Below are 20,996 nucleotides of genomic sequence, written 5' to 3'. Positions count from 1 at the left end.
CCCCCGCGCCCCGGCTCGTCGCGCGCTCAGCCGGAGACGCTGGCGCGGCCGTTCTCGATGTGGCCCATGAGCCGGCGGCGGAAGCCCCCGGGGGCGGTCACCTCGACGTCGTACCAGCCGTGCGCGTCGGCGGCCGAGTGGACGACGGTACGGGTCTTCCCGGGCTTCACGGTGACGGTGCGGGTCCAGTCCGCGAGGTCGTCCTCGTCCCCGTACCCCAGCGGCCGGACGGTGAAGGAGACGGGGGCGCGGCCGGTGTTCCGCACGGTGAGGTGGAGGTCGCGGTCGTGGTGGTCGATCCGGGTGGCCAGCTCGGCGCCGCCCGTCGCGGGGCCCTCGAACTCGCGCCGGAAGCCGTTGGGGCCGGTGATCGTGAAGCGGTAGCGGTCGCCCGGGACGGGGACGGTCCACTCCCCCGTGCCCCTGACGTCCCGGTGCTGCGGGACGTCGAACTCGCCCGCGTACGGGTAGAGGGCGAAGTGCGCGCTGGCCTTCCCCTTGTTGCTGAGCGCGACCGTGACGGCACCGGCGCGGACGGTGGCGGCGGCGTCCGGCTGGTACGGCAGGGGGCGGGCGCGGCGGATGCCGGGCTCCTGGACGGGCATCCGCTGCACGGCCGGGGGCTGGGGCCGCCAGCGGCCGGTGAACGGCGGGACCGGTCCCGGCTGCTCGACCTCGGGCTGCCTGCGGCCCCGGTGGAAGTCGAAGGCGGAGGTGAGGTCTCCGGTGACGGTCCGGCGCCAGGGGGTGATGTTGGGCTCGCGGACGCCGGTGAGCTTCTCCAGGAAGCGGATCACGGAGGTGTGGTCGAAGGTCTCGGAGCAGACGTAGCCGCCGACGGACCAGGGGGAGACGACGAGCAGCGGGACGCGGATGCCGAGGCCGGTGGGCCGCCCCTGCCAGCGCTCGTCCGTGTTCTCGGCGGGCGGGACGGGCGGCGGGACGTGGTCGAAGAAGCCGTCGTTCTCGTCGTAGTTGATCAGGACGACGGTGTGGCGCCAGACGTCCGGGTGGGAGCCGAGGGCGTCGAGCACCTTGTAGACGAGGGTGGCGGAGGCGATCGGGGAGGAGGAGCCGGGGTGCTCGGAGTCGATCGCGGAGGGCACGAGGTACGAGACCTCGGGGAGGGTCCCGGCGGCGACGTCGGCGCGGAAGGCGTCGGCGAGGGTGCCGCTCTCGACGCGGCGGAGGCCGCGCTCGAAGAGGGAGCGCTCGGTCCGCGTGAGGTCCGCGACGCCCTCTTCCAGGAGGCCGAGGAGCCGGGTCCGCTCGGCGGGGTCCTTCGTGCCGCGCACGGCGGCGTAGAAGGACTCCATGAAGGTGTGGCCGCCGGTGCGGGCGAGCGCCTTGCGGGCGATCTTCTTGAAGGTGGTGAAGAACTCGATGTTGTTGTCGGTGAAGTTCTCCCACTCGGTGTACGTCTTCCAGCTCCGCCCGGCGGCTTCGAGGCGCTCGGCGTAGGTGGACCAGCCGTAGCCGGGGTGGGTGGCCTCGGCGTAGGCGGCGTTGGTGACGGCCCGGCTGCCGTCGGCCTCATGGCCGGTCCAGCCGGACCAGAGGTGGTTGCGGTTGGGGCTCGTCGAGGTGTGGATCGACGAGTGGTAGGCGTCGCAGACGGTGAAGGTGTCGGCCAGCTCGTAGTGCAGGGGGATGTCGCGCCGGTCGTAGTACGCCATGGTGGCGGCGGTCTTGGCCGAAACCCAGCCGTCCATCCAGCCACCGTGCCAGGCCTTGGCGCCGCCGCCCCAGGAATGGTCGAGGTCGCCGATGTACTGGAGGTCCTTCTTCTGCGTCGCGGCGGCGTCGCGGATGGGGAAGGGGAGGACGGTCCGGCCGGGTTCGGCGGGCTGCTCGAAGACCGACGTCCCGGAGGGGATCTCAATGGCATTGCGGTCGCCGAATCCGCGGACGCCGCGGAGGGTGCCGAAGTAGTGGTCGAAGGAACGGTTCTCCTGCATCAGGACCACCACGTGCCGGACCGCCGAAAGTCCTCCGGAGTGGGGCTCCGCGGCCATCGCGGCCTGCAACGACGGCGGCAGCAGCGATCCGGCCGCGGCGGCACCGAGGGTGCCTCCGCCCAGTGCGAGGAGCCTTCTGCGGGACATCTCGGACGACAAGACCGACCTCCAGTCGACGGCCAATGGTTCTCCTTCGAGCCATTGGGTGGTTCGTCGGGGACGGTAGTGAGACGGGATGACGACGAGAAGACCCGGCGGGGGCGCGGTGGTGAACGTCCAAGGGGCCGCGCAGGGAATCCAATCGATTTCCGGCCATGACGCTGCGCTGTGCGTGGCGGGCGGGGTGCGGGATCCGGACGGCATCCGGGCGATACGCGGGCAGGGCCCGTGGGTCCGGTTCGGGGTGTCCGGGGCCGGGGCGGGCAGGCCTCGGAGCAGAGCGGCACGGGATCGGGGTCGGCCGGTCGGGTTCCGGGGCCCGGTTTCGGGTCGGCAGGGGGCGTTCGGGGTGGATGCGGGCAGGGGGATTCCGGGCGTACGCAGCCGCGTTGACCACGGGGCCGCCGGAGCGGCAAGCTGAGCGCCTGCCAATCACTGTGCCCTGGGGGAAACTTGAGCAAGACGGCACACCACATCGGTCCCGACTCCGCTCCCGACCGGTACCGGCTCCTCCGGTCCATCGGGCGCGGCGGCGAGGCCGTGCTCTATCTCGCGGAGATCGAACTCGCCGGCGGCACGGAGCCGGTCGTCGTCAAGGTCCTCGACTCGAAGACGACGATCACGCCCGAGATCTTCGAGCGGATCAGCCAGAAGTGGAACGAGCAGGCCGAGCTGCTGCGCTTCGTGCACCGCCCCGGCGTCGTCGGCGTGCGGGAGCACTTCCAGGGCCCGCCGATCCACCGCCCCGGCGAGTCCGGGACGATCACCGGCCGGGCCCTGGTGCTCGTCATGAACCACGTCGACGGCCTCGACCTGCGCGACTGGCGGGCCGAGCGCACCCTCGCCTCCCCCGCCGAGCGGCGCGAGGTGATGCGGACCCTGGAGCAGCTCGCGGACGTCCTCGACTGGCTGCACTCCGGGAAGGCCACCCCGTCCGGACGCACGGTCGTCCACGGCGACCTCTCGCCGGGCAACGTCATGGTGGACGAGTACGGGCAGGCGACCCTCGTCGACTTCGGCCTCAGCAAGCTGACCGCCGACCACCAGACCGCCGAGGTGTGGTTCACCCCCGGCTACGCGGCCCCCGAGGTCTTCGAGGGCAAGCGCACCCCGGCCACCGACCGCTACGCCTTCGGCGCCATCGCCTACTTCCTGCTCAGCGGCCAGTCCCCGCCGACCGCGCCCGAGCAGCTGGTCGGCGCGTTCCGCGCGCTGCCGCAGATCGCCGGGCTGCCGGAGGAGCAGCGGGACCGGGTCCTCGACATCGCGGCGGCCGACCCCGCGCGGCGCCCGATCTCCCTGTCGTCCTGGGTGAAGGACGTACGGCACGGGGTGGTGTCCACCACGACGACCTCGCGCCCGGCGACGGTCGCGGACGCGGTCCCGCCGGCCCCGGCCGCGCCGCCGGTCCCGGTCGCCCCGCCCACCGCGCCGCCGCAGCCCGCGACCCCGCCGCCGACGGCCGCGGCCGCGCCGGAGGACCGGCCGCCCGCAGCGCCCCCGCAGCCCGTCGTGACCCCCCGGCCGGTGGTCGCCGCGCCCGTCGTCGCCCCGGCGCCCGCCGTCGCCCCGCAGCACGCCGTACCCCAGCCGTCCGCCGAGCCACCCACCGTCGCCGGCCCGGTAGTCGACGGACCCGGTGTCAACGGACCCGGCTTCGGCGCCCCCGGCTTCGGTCCGCCGACGCCTCCCCCGGCCCAGGCGGCCCCCGCGACCGCCCCCGCCCCCGCGCCGCGCCGCCGCCGCAAGGGCCCGCTGATCGGCGCCGTCGCCGGTGTCGTCCTGGTGGCCGTCCTCGCGGTGGCCGGGATCCAGCTCCTCGGCGACAAGAAGGGGGGCGGCGAGGGCGACAAGGCCGGTCCGGCCGTGGTGACCACCACGGCCACGACCCCGGCCCCGGAGACGACGGAGCCCACCCCCGACGTCACGTCCGAGGAGCCCACCGCGGAGCCCGCGTCGGCCGATCCGACCGACACGGCCTCCACCGAACCGGACCCCTCGGGAAGCCCGACGAACGGCGACCCGGGCGCCGTGGACGGCAGCGACGAGGTCGACCTGACCGGCTTCTCCCCCATCGACGGCCTCGACGAGTTCACCGTGGAGTCCGCGACGCTCAACGCCCGGGACTACGGCTCGGCCTTCGTGACCGGCTGCTCCTCCGAGTCGTCCATGGAGTTCAACCTCAGCCGGAAGTGGGAGACCCTGGAGTTCACCGCCGGCATCGCCGACGACTCCCCGACCGAGCAGGCCCGCATCACCATCTCCGTGGACGACCAGCCCGCCCTCTTCTCCGAGGCCGTGAAGCTCGGCAAGCCCGTCGTGAAGAGCCTCTCCGTCAAGGGCGCGCTGCGGCTGCGGATCCGCGTGGAGGACACCTGCACCTTCTCGCAGAAGGCGTACGTGGTCATCGCCGCCCCGCTCCTCAAGCGGTAGCGGAACCACACGGAAGCGGCCCCGCACCGGAGTTCCGGTGCGGGGCCGCCCTCTTTCCCGTACGGGACGGGACTCAGCCCTCGGAGACGCCCAGCTTCTCCAGGATCAGGTCCTTGACCTTCGCCGCGTCCGCCTGGCCGCGCGTGGCCTTCATGACCGCGCCCACCAGGGCGCCGACCGCCGCGACCTTGCCGCCGCGGATCTTGTCCGCGATCGCCGCGTTGCCCGCGATGGCCTCGTCGACCGCCGTGCCGAGCGCGCCGTCGTCGGAGACGACCTTCAGACCGCGCTTCTCGACGACCTCGTCCGGGGTGCCCTCGCCGGCGAGGACGCCCTCGATGACCTGACGGGCCAGCTTGTCGTTGAGGTCGCCGGCCGCGACCAGGGCCGAGACCCGGGCCACGTCCGCCGGGGAGATCGGCAGCTCCTCCAGGGAGACGCCCTGCTCGTTGGCGTTGCGGGCGAGCTCGCCCAGCCACCACTTGCGGGCCGAGGCCGCGTCCGCGCCCGCCTCGATCGTGGCGACGATCGGGTCGACCGCGCCCGCGTTGAGGATGGACTGCATCTCCAGCTCGGAGACGCCCCACTCCTCGCGCAGCCGGTTGCGGCGCACGCGCGGCAGCTCGGGCAGGCCCTTCCGCAGCTCCTCGACCCACTCGCGGGAGGGGGCCACCGGCACCAGGTCCGGCTCGGGGAAGTAGCGGTAGTCCTCGGCGTTGTCCTTGATGCGGCCGGAGGTGGTGGAGCCGTCGTCCTCGTGGAAGTGACGGGTCTCCTGCACGATCGTCCCGCCGGAGGACAGGACGGCCGCGTGCCGCTGGATCTCGAAGCGCGCCGCGCGCTCCACCGAACGGAGCGAGTTGACGTTCTTCGTCTCCGAGCGGGTGCCGAACTTCTCGGTGCCGTGCGGGCGCAGCGACAGGTTCACGTCGCAGCGCATCTGGCCCTTGTCCATGCGCGCCTCGGAGACGCCCAGGGCACGGATCAGCTCGCGCAGCTCGGCGACGTACGCCTTGGCGACCTCGGGGGCCCGGTCGCCCGCGCCCTCGATCGGCTTGGTGACGATCTCGATGAGCGGGATGCCGGCCCGGTTGTAGTCGAGCAGCGAGTGCGAGGCGCCGTGGATGCGGCCGGTCGCGCCGCCGATGTGGGTGGACTTGCCGGTGTCCTCCTCCATGTGGGCGCGCTCGATCTCCACGCGGAAGACCTCGCCGTCCTCCAGCTGGACGTCCAGGTAGCCGTTGAAGGCGATCGGCTCGTCGTACTGGGAGGTCTGGAAGTTCTTCGGCATGTCCGGATAGAAGTAGTTCTTCCGGGCGAAGCGGCACCACTCGGCGATCTCGCAGTGCAGCGCGAGGCCGATCTTGATCGCGGACTCGACGCCGATCGCGTTGACGACCGGGAGCGAGCCGGGCAGGCCGAGGCAGGTCGGACAGGTCTGCGAGTTGGCGTCCGCGCCCAGCTCGGTGGAGCACCCGCAGAACATCTTGGTGCGGGTGCCGAGCTCGACATGGACCTCCAGGCCCATGACGGGGTCGTACTCGGCGAGCGCCGCTTCGTACGACAGCAGTTCAGTGACAGTCACGGTGAGACTTTCCCTCTCAGCCCAGCAGGACGTCGTCGTCGCCCAGGCGCTTCAGCTCCCGGTAGAGGATCGCCAGGCCGGTCGCGATCGCGGCGGCGGACACCGCGGCGTCGAGCAGCCGCAGGACGTCGTTGTCGTTGCGGGCCAGCTTCGCCTGCTTGGCGACGCTGACCGCGCCGAAGGCGGTGGTGGCCAGCGAGACGTACAGACCGGTCTTCGACTTCTTGAAGTTCTTGGCCTTCTTTGCCATGGCACTCACAGCGACGGAGCCTCCTCGAGCAGCGGGTGTCCCCACTTTTCCACGAAGGCGGCCTCGACGGCGGCTCCGACCCTGTAGAGCCGGTCGTCCTTCAGGGCGGGGGCGATGATCTGCAGACCGACCGGCAGGCCGTCCTCGGGCGCGAGGCCGCAGGGCAGCGACATGGCGGCGTTGCCGGCCAGGTTGGTCGGGATGGTGCACAGGTCCGCGAGGTACATGGCCATCGGGTCGTCGGCGCGCTCGCCGATCGGGAAGGCGGTGGTGGGGGTCGTCGGGGAGACGATCACGTCCACCTCCTCGAAGGCCTTCTCGAACTCGCGGGTGATGAGGGTGCGGACCTTCTGGGCCGAGCCGTAGTACGCGTCGTAGTAGCCGGAGCTGAGCGCGTACGTGCCGAGGATGATCCGGCGCTTGACCTCGTCGCCGAAGCCGGCCTCGCGGGTGAGGGCGGTGACGTCCTCGGCGGAGCGGGTGCCGTCGTCGCCGACGCGCAGGCCGTAGCGCATGGCGTCGAAGCGGGCCAGGTTCGAGGAGCACTCGGACGGCGCGATCAGGTAGTACGCCGAGAGGGCCAGGTCGAAGCTGGGACAGTCCAGCTCGACGATCTCGGCGCCCAGCGACTTCAGCAGCTCGACGGACTCGTCGAAGCGCTGCACGACGCCGGCCTGGTAGCCCTCGCCGCGGAACTGCTTGACGACGCCGACGCGCATCCCGGCGACCGAGCCGCTGCGGGCGGCCTCGACGACCGGCGGGACCGGGGCGTCGATGGAGGTGGAGTCGAGCGGGTCGTGCCCGGCGATCGCCTCGTGCAGCAGGGCCGCGTCCAGGACCGTGCGGGCGCAGGGGCCGCCCTGGTCGAGGGAGGAGGAGAAGGCCACCATGCCGTAGCGGGAGACCGCGCCGTAGGTCGGCTTGACGCCGACGGTGCCGGTGACGGCGGCGGGCTGGCGGATGGAGCCGCCGGTGTCCGTGCCGATGGCGAGGGGGGCCTCGTACGCGGCGAGGGCGGCCGACGAGCCGCCGCCGGAGCCGCCGGGGATCCGGGTGAGGTCCCAGGGGTTGCCGGTCGGGCCGTAGGCGCTGTTCTCGGTGGAGGAGCCCATCGCGAACTCGTCCATGTTGGTCTTGCCGAGGATGACGACGTCGGCGGCCTTCAGGTTCTTGACCAGGGTCGCGTCGTACGGCGGGATCCAGCCCTCCAGCATCTTCGAGCCCACGGTGGTCGGGATGCCGACGGTGGTGAAGATGTCCTTGAGCGCGAGCGGCACACCGGCGAGCGGGCCGAGCTTCTCGCCCCGGGCGCGCTTCTCGTCCACGGCGCGGGCCTGGGCGAGGGCGCCGTCGCGGTCGACGTGCAGGAAGGCGTGGACCTTCTCGTCGACGGCCTCGATGCGGGCGAGGTGGGCTTCGGTGACCTCGACGGCGGTCAGCTCGCCGGAGGCGATCTTTCCGGCGATCTCGGCCGCGGTGAGCTTGATGATGGTGTTGTCCGTCATGGCGTGTTAGTCCTCCCCCAGGATCTGCGGCACCTTGAAACGCTGCTGCTCCTGGGCCGGGGCGCCGGAGAGCGCCTGCTCGGGGGTGAGCGACGGACGGACCTCGTCCGCGCGCATGACGTTGGTCAGCGGCAGCGGGTGGGAGGTCGGCGGTACGTCTTGGTCGGCGACCTCGGAGACGCGGGCGACCGCGCCGATGACGTCGTCGAGCTGGTCGGCGAAGTGGCTGAGCTCTTCGCCGGACAGCTCCAGACGCGCCAGCCGGGCGAGGTGAGCGACCTCCTCGCGCGTAATGCCAGGCATACAGCGATCCTCTGGGTGAGTCTTGTGATGTGCCGCAATCCTATGGTGTGCGGCCCGCCATCACTCACGCGACCGGATTTACCCCCGCGTGCGCGGGGAGCACGGTCGCCCGGCGAAGTGATCGGGTTCCTCGCCCGGACCACCCCCATGCGGACACCGTGCTTCCCCGGCCGGGTCAGGCCCGGGGGGCGACCTGGCCCGAGGGGTGGTCCAGGTCGGCCGGGGGCGCGAGGTCGGCGGGGCGGCGCCAGCCGTGCTCGCCGCGGGCCAGGAGCCAGGCGGTCGCCTCGTCGGGCGGCATGGCGGCGGCGACCAGCCAGCCCTGGACGGCGTCGCAGCCCAGGTCGCGCAGCCGCTCCCAGGTCTCGTCGTCCTCGACGCCCTCGGCGACGACGAGGAGGCCGAGGGAGTGGGCGAGGTCGACGGTGCAGCGGACGATCTCGGCGTCCTCGGTGTCGACGGCGAGCCGGGCGACGAAGGAGCGGTCGATCTTCAGTTCGCTGACCGGCAGCCGGCGCAGGTGGACGAGGGAGGAGTAGCCGGTGCCGAAGTCGTCGAGGGACATCTTGACCCCGTGGCCGGTGAGTCCGTTGAGCGTGTCGGCGGCCCGCTGGGGGTCCTCCAGGAGCACGTGTTCCGTTATCTCCAGCTGGAGGGAGCCGGCCGGGACGCCGTGGCGGGCGAGCCGGGCGGCGACGGCGCCCGCGAAGCCGGGGGTGTGGACGTCGCGCGGCGAGACGTTGACGGCGACCGGGACGTCGAGGCCCTGGGCGCGCCAGCGGGCGACCTGGGCGAGGGCGGTCTCCAGGACGTACTCGGTGAGGTGGGGCATCAGGCCGGAGGACTCGGCGATGGCGATGAACTCGTCCGGGGGAACCTTTCCGCGCTCGGGGTGGACCCAGCGGACGAGCGCCTCCAGACCGGCGACCTGGCCGTCGAAGCGGACCTTGGGCTGGTAGTGGAGTTCGACCTCGTGGGCGTCGAGGGCGCGGCGCAGGTCGCCGAGGAGGCCGAGCCGGTCGGGGGTGTTGGAGTCGCGCTTGGACTCGTAGACCTCGACGCCGGTGCGGTCCCGCTTGGCCTGGTACATGGCGACGTCGGCGCGGCGCAGCAGGCCCTCGGCGTCGAGGGCGTGGTCGGGGAAGACGGCGACGCCGGCGCTGGCCTCCAGGACGAGGGTGAGGCCGTCGAGGTCGAGCGGGGAGGACAGCTCGGCGACGAGGTGGCGGGCGACGCGCTGGGCGCTGGTGGTGGAGTCGGCGGTGGGCAGCAGGACGGCGAACTCGTCGCCGCCGAGCCGGGCGGCCTCGGCGCCGCGGGGCAGGGCGAGGCGGAGCCGGTCGGCGATCTGGAGGAGCAGCCGGTCTCCGGCGAGGTGGCCGAGGGTGTCGTTGACCGAGCGGAAGCGGTCGAGGTCGATGAGGACGAGGGCGGCGCGGGCCCCCTGGCCCTCGGCGTCCTCCAGGGCGGTCCAGGCCCGCTCCAGGAGCCACTGGCGGTTGGGGAGCCCGGTGAGCGGGTCGCGCAGCTGTTCCTCGGCGCGGGCGCGGGCGATCCAGAGGGTGGAGTCGAGGGCGATGAGGGGGACGGCGAAGAGCGGCAGGAGGACGGGGCGGCTGGCGGCGACGGCGCAGATGAGGGGGGCGATGCCGAGGAGGGCGACGGCGACGAGGCCCTGCCGGAGGAGGGCGGTGCGGGCGGCGGTGGGCAGGCCGCGGCCCTGGGGGGCGAGCGTGTACCACAGGAGGAGCCGGGTGACCACGAGGTAGGTGGTCGCGGCGAGCACGATCTCCGGGAGGTCCCCGATCGTCCAGTCGAGGGGCTGCCAGGGCTGTTCGACGGTCGGCACGTCGCCGAAGAGGGCGAGGACGAGGGCGGCGGCGCCGACGCCGAGGACGTCGGCGGCGCCGTGCAGCAGGCCCTGTCGCCAGCGGTGGTGGCGGGCGGCGCCGACGAGGGTGACGACGGTCAGCGAGACGAGTCCGGCGGGCACCCAGCCGTAGAGCAGGAGGACGGCGAGGGTGAGGGCGGCGCCGGAGCCGGTGCCGCCCCACCAGCGGTCGCGGCCGAGGGCGACCAGGTGGCCGACGATGAGGCCGGCGAGGAGGGCGAGGGACCAGCCGGTGACCCCGCCGGGGAAGAGTCCGTGCCCGGTGGTCAGGGCTTGCTGGAGCCCGGTGGCGAGCACGACGGCGGCGATGCCCACCACGGCTGCGGGCAGCCGGGAGGTGGAGCCCCCGGGGGCCGCGCGGCCGTGCGGCCGGGGGACCGGGGCGGCGCTCTCGGTCGGTTCCATTTCCGTCCCTCTCACAGGCGGCGGTGCCGTCGGTGTGCGATGGGCCGCGGGCAGGCGGCCGTCCGTCGTCCGGCCGCCGTCGCCCGGTGCGGGGCCGCCGGCGGGCGGCCGTTCCTCGGGCCACGGGGCCGTTGTCCTGACGCCACGACCGGCAGAGCCCTCGCGCGGTCGTGCAGGACGGGACGCACGGTCACCACACTAGGCCGCCGAGGGCTCCGAGGGGCAGCGCTCTCCCTGTCTTGCCCGAATGAGGCCTGGTCACCCCTCACCGTCTGGTATGCGCCGAACGGGTGATGTCTTCCGGGGCGGAAAGGGGCTACTGGGGGTCTTCGGGGATGGGGACCGCGGCCTCCCGGGCGGCGTCGGGGCCCTGTTCGAGCAGGATCGAGAAGCCCCCCTCGTCCAGAACCGGAACTTTCAGCTGCATCGCCTTGTCGTACTTCGAACCAGGGTTTTCACCCACGACGACAAAGGAGGTCTTCTTCGAAACGGAACCGGTCACCTTCGCTCCGAGCCGCTGGAGCGACTCTTTTGCGCCATCCCTGGTGAACTCCTCCAGGGTGCCGGTCACCACGACCGTGAGGCCCTCCAGCGGGCGCGGCCCCTCGTCCTCGCCGGCGCCCTCGTCCTCCAGGGCGACTCCGGCGGCCCGCCACTTGCGCACGATCTCGCGGTGCCACTCCTCGGCGAACCACTGCTTCACCGCCGCCGCGATGATCCCGCCGACCCCGTCGACGGCCGCCAGCTCCTCCTCGCTCGCCTGCTCGATCCGCTCCAGGGAGCGGAACTCGCGGGCCAGGGCCGCGGCCGCGACCGGACCGACGTGCCGGATCGAGAGCCCGTTGATGAAGCGGGCCAGCGGCCGGGCCTTCGCCGCCGCGATGTTCTCCAGCATGGCGAGCGCGTTCTTCTTCGGCTCGCCCTTCTGGTTGGCGAAGACGGTCGCGATCTTCTCCTCGCCGGTCTTCGGGTCCCGCTTGGGCAGTCCGCTGTCCGGGTCGAGGACGTACGCCCTGATCGGCAGGAGCTGCTCGATGGTGAGGTCGAAGAGGTCGCCCTCGTCCCGGAGCGGCGGCTCGGCCGGCTCCAGGGGCTGGGTCAGGGCGGCGGCGGCCACGGCGCCGAACTTCTCGATGTCCAGGCACTCGCGGCCGGCGAGGAACTCGACGCGCTCGCGCAGCTGGGCCGGGCAGGTCCGGGCGTTCGGACAGCGGAGGTCGATGTCGCCCTCCTTCATCGGCTTCAGCGGCGTCCCGCACTCGGGGCACTCGGACGGCATCACGAACTCCCGCTCGCTGCCGTCCCGCAGGTCCGCGACCGGCCCGAGGATCTCCGGGATGACGTCGCCGGCCTTGCGCAGCACGACCGTGTCGCCGATCAGGACGCCCTTGGCCTTGACCACCTCCTGGTTGTGGAGGGTGGCGAACTCCACCTCGGAACCGGCCACGGTCACCGGCTCCACCTGCGCGTACGGGGTGACGCGCCCGGTGCGGCCGACGCCGACCTTGATGTCGACCAGCTTGGTGTTGACCTCCTCCGGCGCGTACTTCCAGGCGATGGCCCAGCGGGGCGCGCGGGCCGTGGAGCCCAGCCGGCCCTGGAGCGGGATCTCGTCCAGCTTGACGACGACACCGTCGATCTCGTGCTCGACGGAGTGCCGGTTCTCCCCGAAGCGCGCGATGAACTCCCGCACCTGGTCGAGGGTCTTCACCACCTCGTTGTGCCGGGCGGTGGGCAGGCCCCACTCGTGGAGCAGTCCGTACGCCTCCGAGAGCCGGGCGATGGCGAAGCCCTCGCGGGCGCCGATGCCGTGCACCACCATGTGGAGCGGGCGGGAGGCGGTGACCTTCGGGTCCTTCTGGCGGAGCGAACCGGCGGCCGCGTTGCGCGGGTTGGCGAAGGGCTTCTCGCCGGCCTCGACCAGGCGGGCGTTGAGCCCGAGGAAGGCCTCCATCGGGAAGTAGACCTCGCCGCGGATCTCCACGAAGTCCGGGATCCGGTCGCCGCTCAGCCGCTCGGGGACGTCCGCGATCGTGCGCACGTTGGGCGTGATGTCCTCGCCGGTGCGCCCGTCGCCCCGGGTCGCGGCCCGGGTGAGGCGTCCGTGCTCGTACGTCAGGTTCACGGCCAGGCCGTCGACCTTCAGCTCGCACAGGAAGTGGTGGTCGGGCGTGCCGACGTCCCGGGCGACCCGCTCGGCCCAGGCGGCCAGTTCCTCGTCGTCGAAGGCGTTGTCCAGGGAGAGCATCCGCTCCCGGTGCTCGACCGCGGTGAACTCGGTCTCGTACTGGCCCGCGACCTTCTGGGTCGGCGAGTCGGGGGTCCGCAGCTCCGGGTACTCCTCCTCCAGCGCCTCCAGGGAGCGGAGCAGCCTGTCGAACTCGCCGTCGCTGATGACCGGCTGGTCCTTCACGTAGTACCGGAAGCGGTGCTCCTCGATCCGCTCGGCCAGGTCCGCGTGCTTCTCCCGCGCCTCGGCCGGCGGGGCCCCCTCGTCGACTGCCACCTTCGTCCGTCCTCCCGTACCTCGGTCCCCGGTCACTCCGGGTTGTCCGCGAGCGACTTCGCAGCCCGGACGCAGTGGGCGAGGGCCGCGCGGGCGTGGGCGGGCGACGCGCCCGCGAGCCCGCACGTGGGGGTGATCACCACGGACTCCGCGAGGGTCCCCGGATTCAGCCCCAGCCTGCGCCACAGCGTCCTGACACCCATGACGCTACCGCCCGGGTCCGACAACGGGCCGTCGGTGGACGGCACCACACCGGCGAAGAGCTTCGTACCGCCCTCCACGGCCTCCCCGATCGCCTCCTCCTCACGCTCGGTGAGCAGCCCGAAGTCGAACGAGATCCCGGCCGCGCCGGCCCGCCGCAGCAGCGCGAAGGGGACGCCGGGGGCGCAGGAGTGGACGACCAGCGGACCGTCGTGGACCGCGGCCACGTCCCGCAGGGCGCCCTCCACGACCTGCCGGTCCACGGCCCGGTACGTGCGGTAGCCGCTGGCGGTGCGGACCTGTCCGCGCAGCACGGCGGTGAGCGAGGGCTCGTCGAGCTGGAGGACCACCCGGGCCCCGGGCACGCGCTTGCGCACCTCCGCCAGGTGCTGGTGGAGTCCTTCGGCGAGCGAGCCCACCAGGTCCCGGCAGGCGCCCGCGTCGCCGAGGGCGGCCTCGCCGCCGCGCAGCTCCAGGGCCGCGGCGAGCGTCCAGGGGCCCACCGCCTGCACCTTGAGCGCGCCCTCGTACCCCTGGGTGAACTCCTCCAGGGCGTCGAGGTCCTCGCCGAGCCAGGAGCGGGCCCGCCGGGTGTCGCGGCCGGGCCGGTCGCTGATCCGCCAGCCGCTCGGCTCCACGTGCGCGTACAGGTCGACGAGCATCCCGATCGTCCGGCCGATCATGTCGGCGCCGGGCCCGCGCGCGGGCAGCTCCGCGAGGAACGGGAAGTCCTCGAAGGAGCCGGTGACGGTCTTGGCGGCCTCGCGGGCGTCGCCGCCGGGCAGGGACCCGACGCCGGTGGCGGGGCCCCAGGGGAAGTCGTGCTTCTCGGTCGTGTCGCTCACCGGGGAAGCGTACGTCCCGGGGGCCCGGCCCTCTCCGTCAGCGTCCCGGGCGGACGGTGAGGTCGTTGATCTCGGCGTCGCGCGGCAGGTCGAGCGCGGTGAGGATCGCCGTCGCGACCGACTCGGGGTCGATCCACCGCGCCGGGTCGTACTCCTTGCCCTCCTGCTGGTGCACCTTGACCTGCATGGGGCTGGCGGTGCGGCCCGGGTAGACCGAGGTGACCCGGACGCCGTGCGCGTGCTCCTCGTGGCGCAGGGAGTCCGCGAGGGCCTTCAGACCGTGCTTGGAGGCGGCGTACGCGCTCCACTCGGCGTGGGCGTTGAGTCCGGCGCCCGAGTTCACGAAGACGACGTGGCCCTGGGAGACGCGCAGTTGGGGCAGGAAGTGGCGGGTGAGTTCGGCCGGGGCGACCAGGTTCACGTTCAGCTGGTGGTGCCAGGTCTTGGGGGTGAGCTCGCCGACCGGCCCGAGGTCGACCACGCCCGCGACGTGCAGCAGGCCGTCGACCCGCTCGGGGAGGTTCTGGTGCGAGAACGCCCAGGACAGCCGGTCCGGGTCGGCGAGGTCCCCGACGAGGGTGCGGGCGCCGGGGAACTCGGCGGCGAGCTCCTTGGCCCGGCCCGCGTCGCGCGCGTGGAGCACGAGGTCGTCCCCGCGCGCGTGGAGGCGGCGCGCGACGGCCGCGCCGATGCCGGAGCCGGCTCCGGTGATCACATGAGTAGCCATGGCCCCCATGCTCGCATCAGCGGGGGACGGAGGAGGCGGCGATCTCCGCCTCCAGGTGCGCGAGGGCGGCCGCGCCGTCGTCCGCGAAGAAGACGAGGTCGGCGAGGGGGATCGGGAGGAAACCTTCCTCCTCCATGCGCCGGAACTGCTCCTTCAGGCCGTCGTAGAAGCCCGCCGTGTTGAGCAGGACGACCGGCTTGCGGTGCTTGCCGTGCTTCTTCAGCTCCAGGATCTCGGTGGCCTCGTCCAGGGTGCCGGTGCCGCCGACCATGACGACGATCGCGTCGGACTTGGCGAGGAGGAGCGCCTTGCGCCGCGCGAGGTCCTCGGTGACGACCATCTCGTCGGCGTCCGGGCGGGCCTTGTGGGCGAGGAAGTCGACGGAGACGCCGACGAGCCGCCCGCCCGCCTCCTGGACGCCGTCCGCGACGACCTTCATCAGACCGGTGTCGGAGCCGCCCCAGACGAGGGTGTGACCGGCCTTCCCGAGCAGGGTGGCGAACTCGCGGGCCGGACCCGTGTACCGCTCGTCGAGGTGGGCGGCGGAGAGGAAGACGCAGATGTTCATGGACCCCACCGTACGGCTCCCGGAAAAGTCCGGGCCGGGGCGATGAGTTCCGGCGGCGGCCCCGGTCTGCCCTGCCATGGACGAGGTGAGCGGGTTCGGGGGACGCGTCACGTCACGGGACGGGACGACGGTGGCGTACGAGCGGTACGGGGACGGGGACGGGCCGCCGCTCGTCCTGGTGGGCGGGGCCCCGGGGGCGGCGGACGGGCGGGCGCTCGCCGGGCTGCTCGCCCGGCACCTCCCGGTCGTGGCGTACGGCCGCCGGGGGCACGGGGACCCCGGGCGGGAGGTCGAGGACCTGGCGGCGGTCCTGGCGGCGGCGGGCCCGGGGGCGGCCGTGCACGGCACGGGCACGGGCGGCACGCTCGCCCTCGCCGTCGCGGCGGCCGGGCTGCCGGTGGGCCCGATCTCGGTGTACGAGCCGCCGCACGCGGACGTGCCCCTCGGCCGGGTCTCCGCGCGCGTGCTCGTGGTCGACGGGGGCTCCAGCCCGGCGGAGACCCGGCGCGCGGCCCGCGCCCTGGCGGCGGCCCTCCCCCGGGCCCGCCACCGCACCCTGACGGGCCAGACCCACGAGGTCGCCCCGCACGTCCTGGCACCGGTCCTGGCGGACTTCCTCACGGAGGAGCTCCGCCTGGAGGGGTTCCTCCCGGAGGGGTTCTCCCGGGAGGGCCGGGGTGCCGCCGGGACGGTCTGAGGCGCGCCCGGCGGGGTCGCGGCCGGGTCCGCGACGCCCGCCACGGCGCCTCGCCGCGGTCCTGTACGGCTCCGGCGCCCGCCGCGTCCTGCCCGGCTGCCCGACCCCGGTCCCGGTCCCCCGGGCGGGCTCAGGCGCCGGCCGGCTCCGTCGTCCGTCGTACCGTCGTCGCGATCGTCGCCGAGCCCACCACGCGCGTGTCGTCGTACAGCACGATCGCCTGGCCGGGGGCGACGCCCCGGACGGGCTCGTCGAAGGAGACGCGCAGCTCGCCGTCCTCCAGGGACGCGGTCACCGGTGTCTCGCCGCCGTGGGCGCGCAGCTGGGCGGTGTAGCGGCCGGGGCCCTCGGGGGCGGTGCCGCACCAGCGGGGCTTGATCGCGGTGAGGGCGGTGACGTCGAGGGCCTCGACGGGGCCGACGGTGACCGTGTTGTTCACGGGCGAGATGTCGAGGACGTAGCGGGGCTTGCCGTCCGCCGCCGGGTGGCCGATCCGCAGGCCCTTGCGCTGGCCGATGGTGAAGCCGTACGCGCCCTCGTGGGTGCCGACCTTCGTGCCCGCCTCGTCGACGATGTCGCCCTCCGCCCTGCCGAGCCGGGAGGCGAGGAAGCCCTGGGTGTCGCCGTCGGCGATGAAGCAGATGTCGTGGCTGTCGGGCTTCTTCGCGACCGCGAGCCCGCGCCGCTCGGCCTCCGCCCGGATCTCGTCCTTGGTGGTGAGGGTGTCGCCCAGCGGGAACATCGCGTGCGCGAGCTGCTTCTCGTCGAGCACGCCGAGGACGTACGACTGGTCCTTGGCCATGTCGGAGGCGCGGTGCAGCTCGCGGGTGCCGTCCTCGCCCAGGACGACGGTGGCGTAGTGGCCGGTGCAGACCGCGTCGAAGCCGAGGGCGAGCGCCTTGTCGAGGAGCGCCGCGAACTTGATCTTCTCGTTGCAGCGCAGGCAGGGATTGGGGGTGCGGCCGGCCTCGTACTCCGCGACGAAGTCGTCCACGACGTCCTCGCGGAACCGCTCGGCCAGGTCCCACACGTAGAAGGGGATGCCGATGACGTCGGCGGCCCGGCGCGCGTCGCGGGAGTCCTCGATCGTGCAACAGCCGCGCGCTCCGGTGCGGAACGACTGCGGGTTCGCGGAGAGGGCGAGGTGGACGCCGGTGACGTCGTGGCCCGCCTCGGCGGCGCGGGCGGCGGCGACGGCGGAGTCCACTCCGCCCGACATGGCGGCAAGGACGCGAAGGGGGCGCGGGGGCGGGGTCTGAGTCATAGCCCTACCAGGGTACGGGGCGCCGGGAACCACGGTCGCGGTGGTGAGCGTTCTCGATGACATGGGGAGCAAGGGGAACAGGGCGGTGGGGCGGCGTGCCGTCCTGCTCGGCGGCGGGGCCGCCGTGGTGGGCACGGCCGTGCTCGCCCGGGAAGAGCTGGCGCGCGCCTGGTGGCGGCTGCCGGGGATGGAGAAGAAGCGGGTCGAGGGGGAGCTGGACCACGCGCGCGCCGAGTGGACGTCGGCGGCGCGGGCGAACTGGCGGCGGGCGGACCGGCCGGACGACTACCGGATCGACCGGGTCGTGATCCACGTCGTGCAGGGCAGCTACGCGACCGCCCTGAGGGTCTTCAAGAACCCGGGGCACGGGGCCGCCACGCACTACGTGGTCCGCAAGGACGGGCACGTGGCGCAGATGATCCGGGAGCTCGACGTGGCCTTCCACGCCGGGAACCGGGACATGAACGAGCGGAGCGTCGGCATCGAGCACGAGGGCTTCGTGGACCGGCCGCAGGACTTCACGGCGGCGATGTACGCGGGGTCGGCGCGGCTCACGGCGGACATCTGCGCCCGGCACGGGATACCCGTGGACCGGGAGCACATCATCGGGCACGTCGAGGTCGAGGGCACCGACCACACCGATCCCGGTCCGCACTGGGACTGGGACCGGTACATGCGGCTCGTGCGGGAGGCGTCGAAGAAGCCCGCGTGAGGGGCCGCGCGGCCCGGGCCCCGCTCGAAGGGGCCCGGTCCCGGGGGAAGGCCCGGGGGCTCAGGTGAGGCCGGCCGTGCGGGCCCTCTCGACGGCCGGGCCGATCGCCCCGGCCACCGCCGTCACGTCCTCCTTGGTGGAGGTGTGGCCGAGGGAGAAGCGCAGGGTGCCCCGGGCCAGGTCGGGGTCGGTGCCGGTGGCGAGCAGCACGTGGCTGGGCTGGGCGATGCCGGCGGTGCAGGCGGAGCCGGTGGAGCAGGCGATGCCGGCGGCGTCGAGCAGCAGGAGCAGCGAGTCGCCCTCGCAGCCGGGGAAGCTGAAGTGGGCGTTGGCGGGGAGCCGGTCGACGGGGTCGCCGCCGAGGACCGCGTCGGGGACGGCCGTACGGACGGCGGTGACGAGGTCGTCGCGCAGGGCGCCGACCTCGCGGGCGAACTCCTCGCGCCGCTCGGCGGCGAGCCGGGCGGCGACGGCGAAGGCGGCGACGGCCGGGACGTCGAGGGTGCCGGAGCGGACGTGCCGCTCCTGGCCGCCGCCGTGCAGGACGGGCACGGGGGTGTGCTCGCGGCCCAGGAGCAGGGCGCCGATGCCGTAGGGGCCGCCGATCTTGTGCCCGGAGACGGTCATGGCGGCGAGTCCGGAGGCGGCGAAGTCGACCGGAACCTGACCCACGGCCTGGACGGCGTCGGCGTGCAGGGGGACGCCGAACTCGGCGGCCACGTCGGCGAGTTCGCGGATCGGCATGAGGGTGCCGATCTCGTTGTTGGCCCACATGACGGTGGCCAGGGCGACGGTCCCGGGGTCGCGGGCGATCGCCTCGCGCAGGGTCTCGGGGTGCACCCGGCCGTGGTGGTCGACGGGCAGGTACTCGACCCGCGCGCCCTCGTGGACGGCGAGCCAGTCGACGGCGTCGAGGACGGCGTGGTGCTCGACCGGGCTGGCCAGGACGCGGACGCGGCGGGGGTCGGCGTCGCGCCGTGACCAGTAGAGGCCCTTGACGGCGAGGTTGTCGGCCTCGGTGCCGCCGGAGGTGAGGACGACCTCGCTCGGCCGGGCGCCGAGGGCGGCGGCGAGGGTCTCGCGCCCCTCCTCGACGGTCCGCCGGGCCCGCCGTCCGGCGGCGTGGAGGGAGGATGCGTTGCCCGTGACGGCGAGGTGGGCGGTCATCGCCTCGATCGCCTCGGGCAGCATGGGCGTGGTCGCGGCGTGGTCGAGGTAAGCCATGGTGGGTCGATTCTACGAGCCCGCCGCAGTGCTCCCCGCGCCTGGCCTGTTTGTGCCGCCGCCCCCGCCCCTGCGCGGCAAGGGCGGGGGCGGCGGTGGTCTCAGCCGCGCGGGGCGCGGGCCAGCTGGCGGGACTGGGCGACCAGGCGGTCGGCGCTGTCCCAGACCTCGGCGTCCTCCTCCAGGAAGCCGCCGGCCAGGTTGCGGGTGGTGATGGAGACCCGCAGCGGGCCGGGGGCCGGGCGGCAGCGGACGTGGGTGGTGAGCTCGACGGTCGGGGTCCAGCCCTTGAGGCCCAGCTCGAAGGAGGTCGGCGGCAGGGCGTCGACGGTGAGGAGCAGGGAGAGGGCGTCGGGCGCGCGCCCGTCGGCGAGGCCGAACCAGGCGCGCATCTCGCCCTTGCCCGAGGGGGCGCCGATCGCCCAGCCGACGCAGGCCGGGTCGAGGCGGATGTCGAGCCGCTCGGTGATGGCGGAGGAGCCGGGGATCTGCGGGGTGGGGCCGTCGGAGGCGCCGAAGCAGTTCTCGATCGGGGCCATCGCCGGGGGCGTCGCGCTGGTGCGGACGTCGTCGGGGAGGGCGTCGAGGTCGCCGTACGAGGCGAGGACGCGGATGCGCTCGACCTCGGTGCCGTCCTCGGCGTACTGGAAGAGCGAGGCCTGGCCGGTGGAGAGGGTCCGGCCGGTGCGGACGGTCTCGGTCCGGATCACCGCGGGGCCGGGCACGGACGGCGTGAGGTAGTGCGCCGAGATCGTGAACGGGTCGGGGTGCGGGAGGTGGTGGCCGAGGGCGCGGCCGAGCAGGGCGAGGAGGTAGCCGCCGTTGACGGCGTGGATGATCGTCCAGCCGGCGGAGAGGTCGGCGTCGTAGACGCCGGGCTCCCGGAGGGTGACGGCGGTGTCGCGGTCGAACTCGTTCGTCGCGACGGACGGCGCGGTGGACGGCGCGGCGGCGTTCGTCTCGGTGCTCGTGCTCATGGATCCGACGGTACCGCAGGTTACTACTGAGCGGTAGCTTTCTCCGGGTCCTCACGGGTGGAGGAGCGGCGGTTCCAGGCCCGGGGCGCGCGCCAGTGGTAGCGCATCGCGAGGAGGCGGAGCACGAAGGCGGTGAGGACGGCGGCGCCGCTGGTGAAGGCGTTGAGGGCGTCGAAGCGGATGCAGAGCACGACCGTCGTCGCGCCCACGATCGCCGGGACGGCGTACAGGTCCCGGTCCCAGCGCAGCAGCGAGGGCACCTCGTTGGCGAGCACGTCGCGCAGGACGCCGCCGCCGACGGCGGTGGCGAGGCCGAGGGCGGCCGAGGCGGTGAGGCCGAGGCCGTAGTCGTACGCCTTCGTCGTCCCCGTCACGCAGAAGAGGCCGAGCCCGGCGGCGTCGAACACGTTGACGGCGGTCTGGGTGCGCTCCACCTGGGGGTGCAGGAAGAAGACGAGGACCGTCGCGACCAGGGGCGTGAGGAAGTAGCCGAGGTCGGTGAAGGCGGCGGGGGGCACGGCGCCGATGATCAGGTCGCGGAAGAGGCCGCCGCCGAGGGCGGTGACCTCGGCGAGGACGGCGATGCCGAAGACGTCGAAGTTCTTGCGGACGGCGAGCAAGGCGCCGGAGATGGCGAACACGAAGATGCCGACGAGATCGAGCGCGTGTTGGACGGAGGGGGTGAACAGTTCGTGGAGCACCGGCCAATTGTGCCGGTAGTTCCCGGCCCCGACCGCTCGCCGCCGACCGTGCCCGCCCGCCCCGGCCGCTCGCCGGCGGACGCAC

General features: G+C 73.6%; 17 protein-coding genes. 3 read left to right on the top strand and 14 right to left on the bottom strand.

Annotated elements, in window-relative coordinates; translation table 11 throughout:
- Positions 1 to 26: 26 nt before the first annotated feature.
- Entirely contained in the window at positions 27 to 2,117 is a 2,091-nt protein-coding gene (locus ACIQVI_RS18425) for a phosphocholine-specific phospholipase C (protein WP_403596680.1), read from the bottom strand.
- Between the two features lie 453 nt (positions 2,118 to 2,570).
- On the opposite strand from ACIQVI_RS18425, the gene ACIQVI_RS18420 reads away from it, so the two are divergent.
- The gene (locus ACIQVI_RS18420; protein ID WP_403596677.1) at positions 2,571 to 4,550 is read left to right on the top strand and encodes a serine/threonine protein kinase; all 1,980 of its coding nucleotides are present in this window, start codon (positions 2,571 to 2,573) and stop codon (positions 4,548 to 4,550) included.
- A gap of 73 nt (positions 4,551 to 4,623) precedes the next feature.
- Here the strand turns inward: ACIQVI_RS18420 and gatB are convergent, their stop codons facing one another.
- The 9 genes from gatB to ACIQVI_RS18375 form a co-directional block, all read right to left on the bottom strand.
- Positions 4,624 to 6,135, bottom strand: coding sequence for an Asp-tRNA(Asn)/Glu-tRNA(Gln) amidotransferase subunit GatB (gene gatB, locus ACIQVI_RS18415; RefSeq protein WP_351969305.1), 1,512 nt, complete (start codon positions 6,133 to 6,135; stop codon positions 4,624 to 4,626).
- A gap of 16 nt (positions 6,136 to 6,151) precedes the next feature.
- On the bottom strand, positions 6,152 to 6,385 hold the full coding sequence (locus ACIQVI_RS18410; RefSeq protein WP_163013975.1) for a hypothetical protein: 234 nt from the start codon (positions 6,383 to 6,385) through the stop codon (positions 6,152 to 6,154).
- Positions 6,386 to 6,390: 5 nt separating this feature from the next.
- Positions 6,391 to 7,890, bottom strand: coding sequence for an Asp-tRNA(Asn)/Glu-tRNA(Gln) amidotransferase subunit GatA (gatA, locus tag ACIQVI_RS18405; RefSeq protein ID WP_403596674.1), 1,500 nt, complete (start codon positions 7,888 to 7,890; stop codon positions 6,391 to 6,393).
- Positions 7,891 to 7,896: 6 nt separating this feature from the next.
- Positions 7,897 to 8,193: an Asp-tRNA(Asn)/Glu-tRNA(Gln) amidotransferase subunit GatC gene (gene gatC / locus ACIQVI_RS18400; protein WP_121833228.1), complete on the bottom strand. Its 297-nt coding sequence runs from the start codon at positions 8,191 to 8,193 to the stop codon at positions 7,897 to 7,899.
- A gap of 175 nt (positions 8,194 to 8,368) precedes the next feature.
- Positions 8,369 to 10,489, bottom strand: a complete 2,121-nt coding sequence (locus ACIQVI_RS18395; RefSeq protein ID WP_351969303.1) for a bifunctional diguanylate cyclase/phosphodiesterase — start codon at positions 10,487 to 10,489, stop codon at positions 8,369 to 8,371.
- A gap of 316 nt (positions 10,490 to 10,805) precedes the next feature.
- Positions 10,806 to 12,995: an NAD-dependent DNA ligase LigA gene (ligA, locus tag ACIQVI_RS18390; RefSeq protein WP_351969302.1), complete on the bottom strand. Its 2,190-nt coding sequence runs from the start codon at positions 12,993 to 12,995 to the stop codon at positions 10,806 to 10,808.
- 32 nt (positions 12,996 to 13,027) lie between these two features.
- Positions 13,028 to 14,041 (bottom strand): methionine synthase, encoded by a 1,014-nt coding sequence (locus ACIQVI_RS18385; RefSeq protein WP_351969301.1) that lies wholly within the window; start codon positions 14,039 to 14,041, stop codon positions 13,028 to 13,030.
- Between the two features lie 37 nt (positions 14,042 to 14,078).
- The gene (locus ACIQVI_RS18380) at positions 14,079 to 14,777 is read right to left on the bottom strand and encodes an SDR family oxidoreductase (protein ID WP_351969300.1); all 699 of its coding nucleotides are present in this window, start codon (positions 14,775 to 14,777) and stop codon (positions 14,079 to 14,081) included.
- Positions 14,778 to 14,784: 7 nt separating this feature from the next.
- Positions 14,785 to 15,336: a TIGR00730 family Rossman fold protein gene (locus ACIQVI_RS18375; RefSeq protein WP_389662733.1), complete on the bottom strand. Its 552-nt coding sequence runs from the start codon at positions 15,334 to 15,336 to the stop codon at positions 14,785 to 14,787.
- Between the two features lie 76 nt (positions 15,337 to 15,412).
- On the opposite strand from ACIQVI_RS18375, the gene ACIQVI_RS18370 reads away from it, so the two are divergent.
- Positions 15,413 to 16,033 (top strand): alpha/beta hydrolase, encoded by a 621-nt coding sequence (locus ACIQVI_RS18370; RefSeq protein ID WP_403596668.1) that lies wholly within the window; start codon positions 15,413 to 15,415, stop codon positions 16,031 to 16,033.
- A gap of 130 nt (positions 16,034 to 16,163) precedes the next feature.
- On the opposite strand, the gene mnmA is transcribed toward ACIQVI_RS18370, so the two are convergent.
- Positions 16,164 to 17,297: a tRNA 2-thiouridine(34) synthase MnmA gene (gene mnmA, locus ACIQVI_RS18365; protein ID WP_351969297.1), complete on the bottom strand. Its 1,134-nt coding sequence runs from the start codon at positions 17,295 to 17,297 to the stop codon at positions 16,164 to 16,166.
- A gap of 61 nt (positions 17,298 to 17,358) precedes the next feature.
- On the opposite strand from mnmA, the gene ACIQVI_RS18360 reads away from it, so the two are divergent.
- Entirely contained in the window at positions 17,359 to 18,009 is a 651-nt protein-coding gene (locus ACIQVI_RS18360; RefSeq protein WP_351969324.1) for an N-acetylmuramoyl-L-alanine amidase, read from the top strand.
- Between the two features lie 60 nt (positions 18,010 to 18,069).
- On the opposite strand, the gene ACIQVI_RS18355 is transcribed toward ACIQVI_RS18360, so the two are convergent.
- From ACIQVI_RS18355 to ACIQVI_RS18345, 3 genes are all read right to left on the bottom strand, one after another.
- On the bottom strand, positions 18,070 to 19,233 hold the full coding sequence (locus ACIQVI_RS18355) for a cysteine desulfurase family protein (RefSeq protein WP_351969296.1): 1,164 nt from the start codon (positions 19,231 to 19,233) through the stop codon (positions 18,070 to 18,072).
- 101 nt (positions 19,234 to 19,334) lie between these two features.
- Entirely contained in the window at positions 19,335 to 20,210 is an 876-nt protein-coding gene (locus tag ACIQVI_RS18350; protein WP_351969295.1) for a thioesterase family protein, read from the bottom strand.
- 23 nt (positions 20,211 to 20,233) lie between these two features.
- Entirely contained in the window at positions 20,234 to 20,911 is a 678-nt protein-coding gene (locus ACIQVI_RS18345; RefSeq protein WP_121828704.1) for a trimeric intracellular cation channel family protein, read from the bottom strand.
- Positions 20,912 to 20,996: the final 85 nt, after the last annotated feature.

It is taken from the genome of Streptomyces sp. NPDC098101 (genome assembly GCF_044760185.1).
Classification (GTDB): domain Bacteria; phylum Actinomycetota; class Actinomycetes; order Streptomycetales; family Streptomycetaceae; genus Streptomyces.
This window is presented reverse-complemented; position numbering and strand designations above follow the sequence as displayed.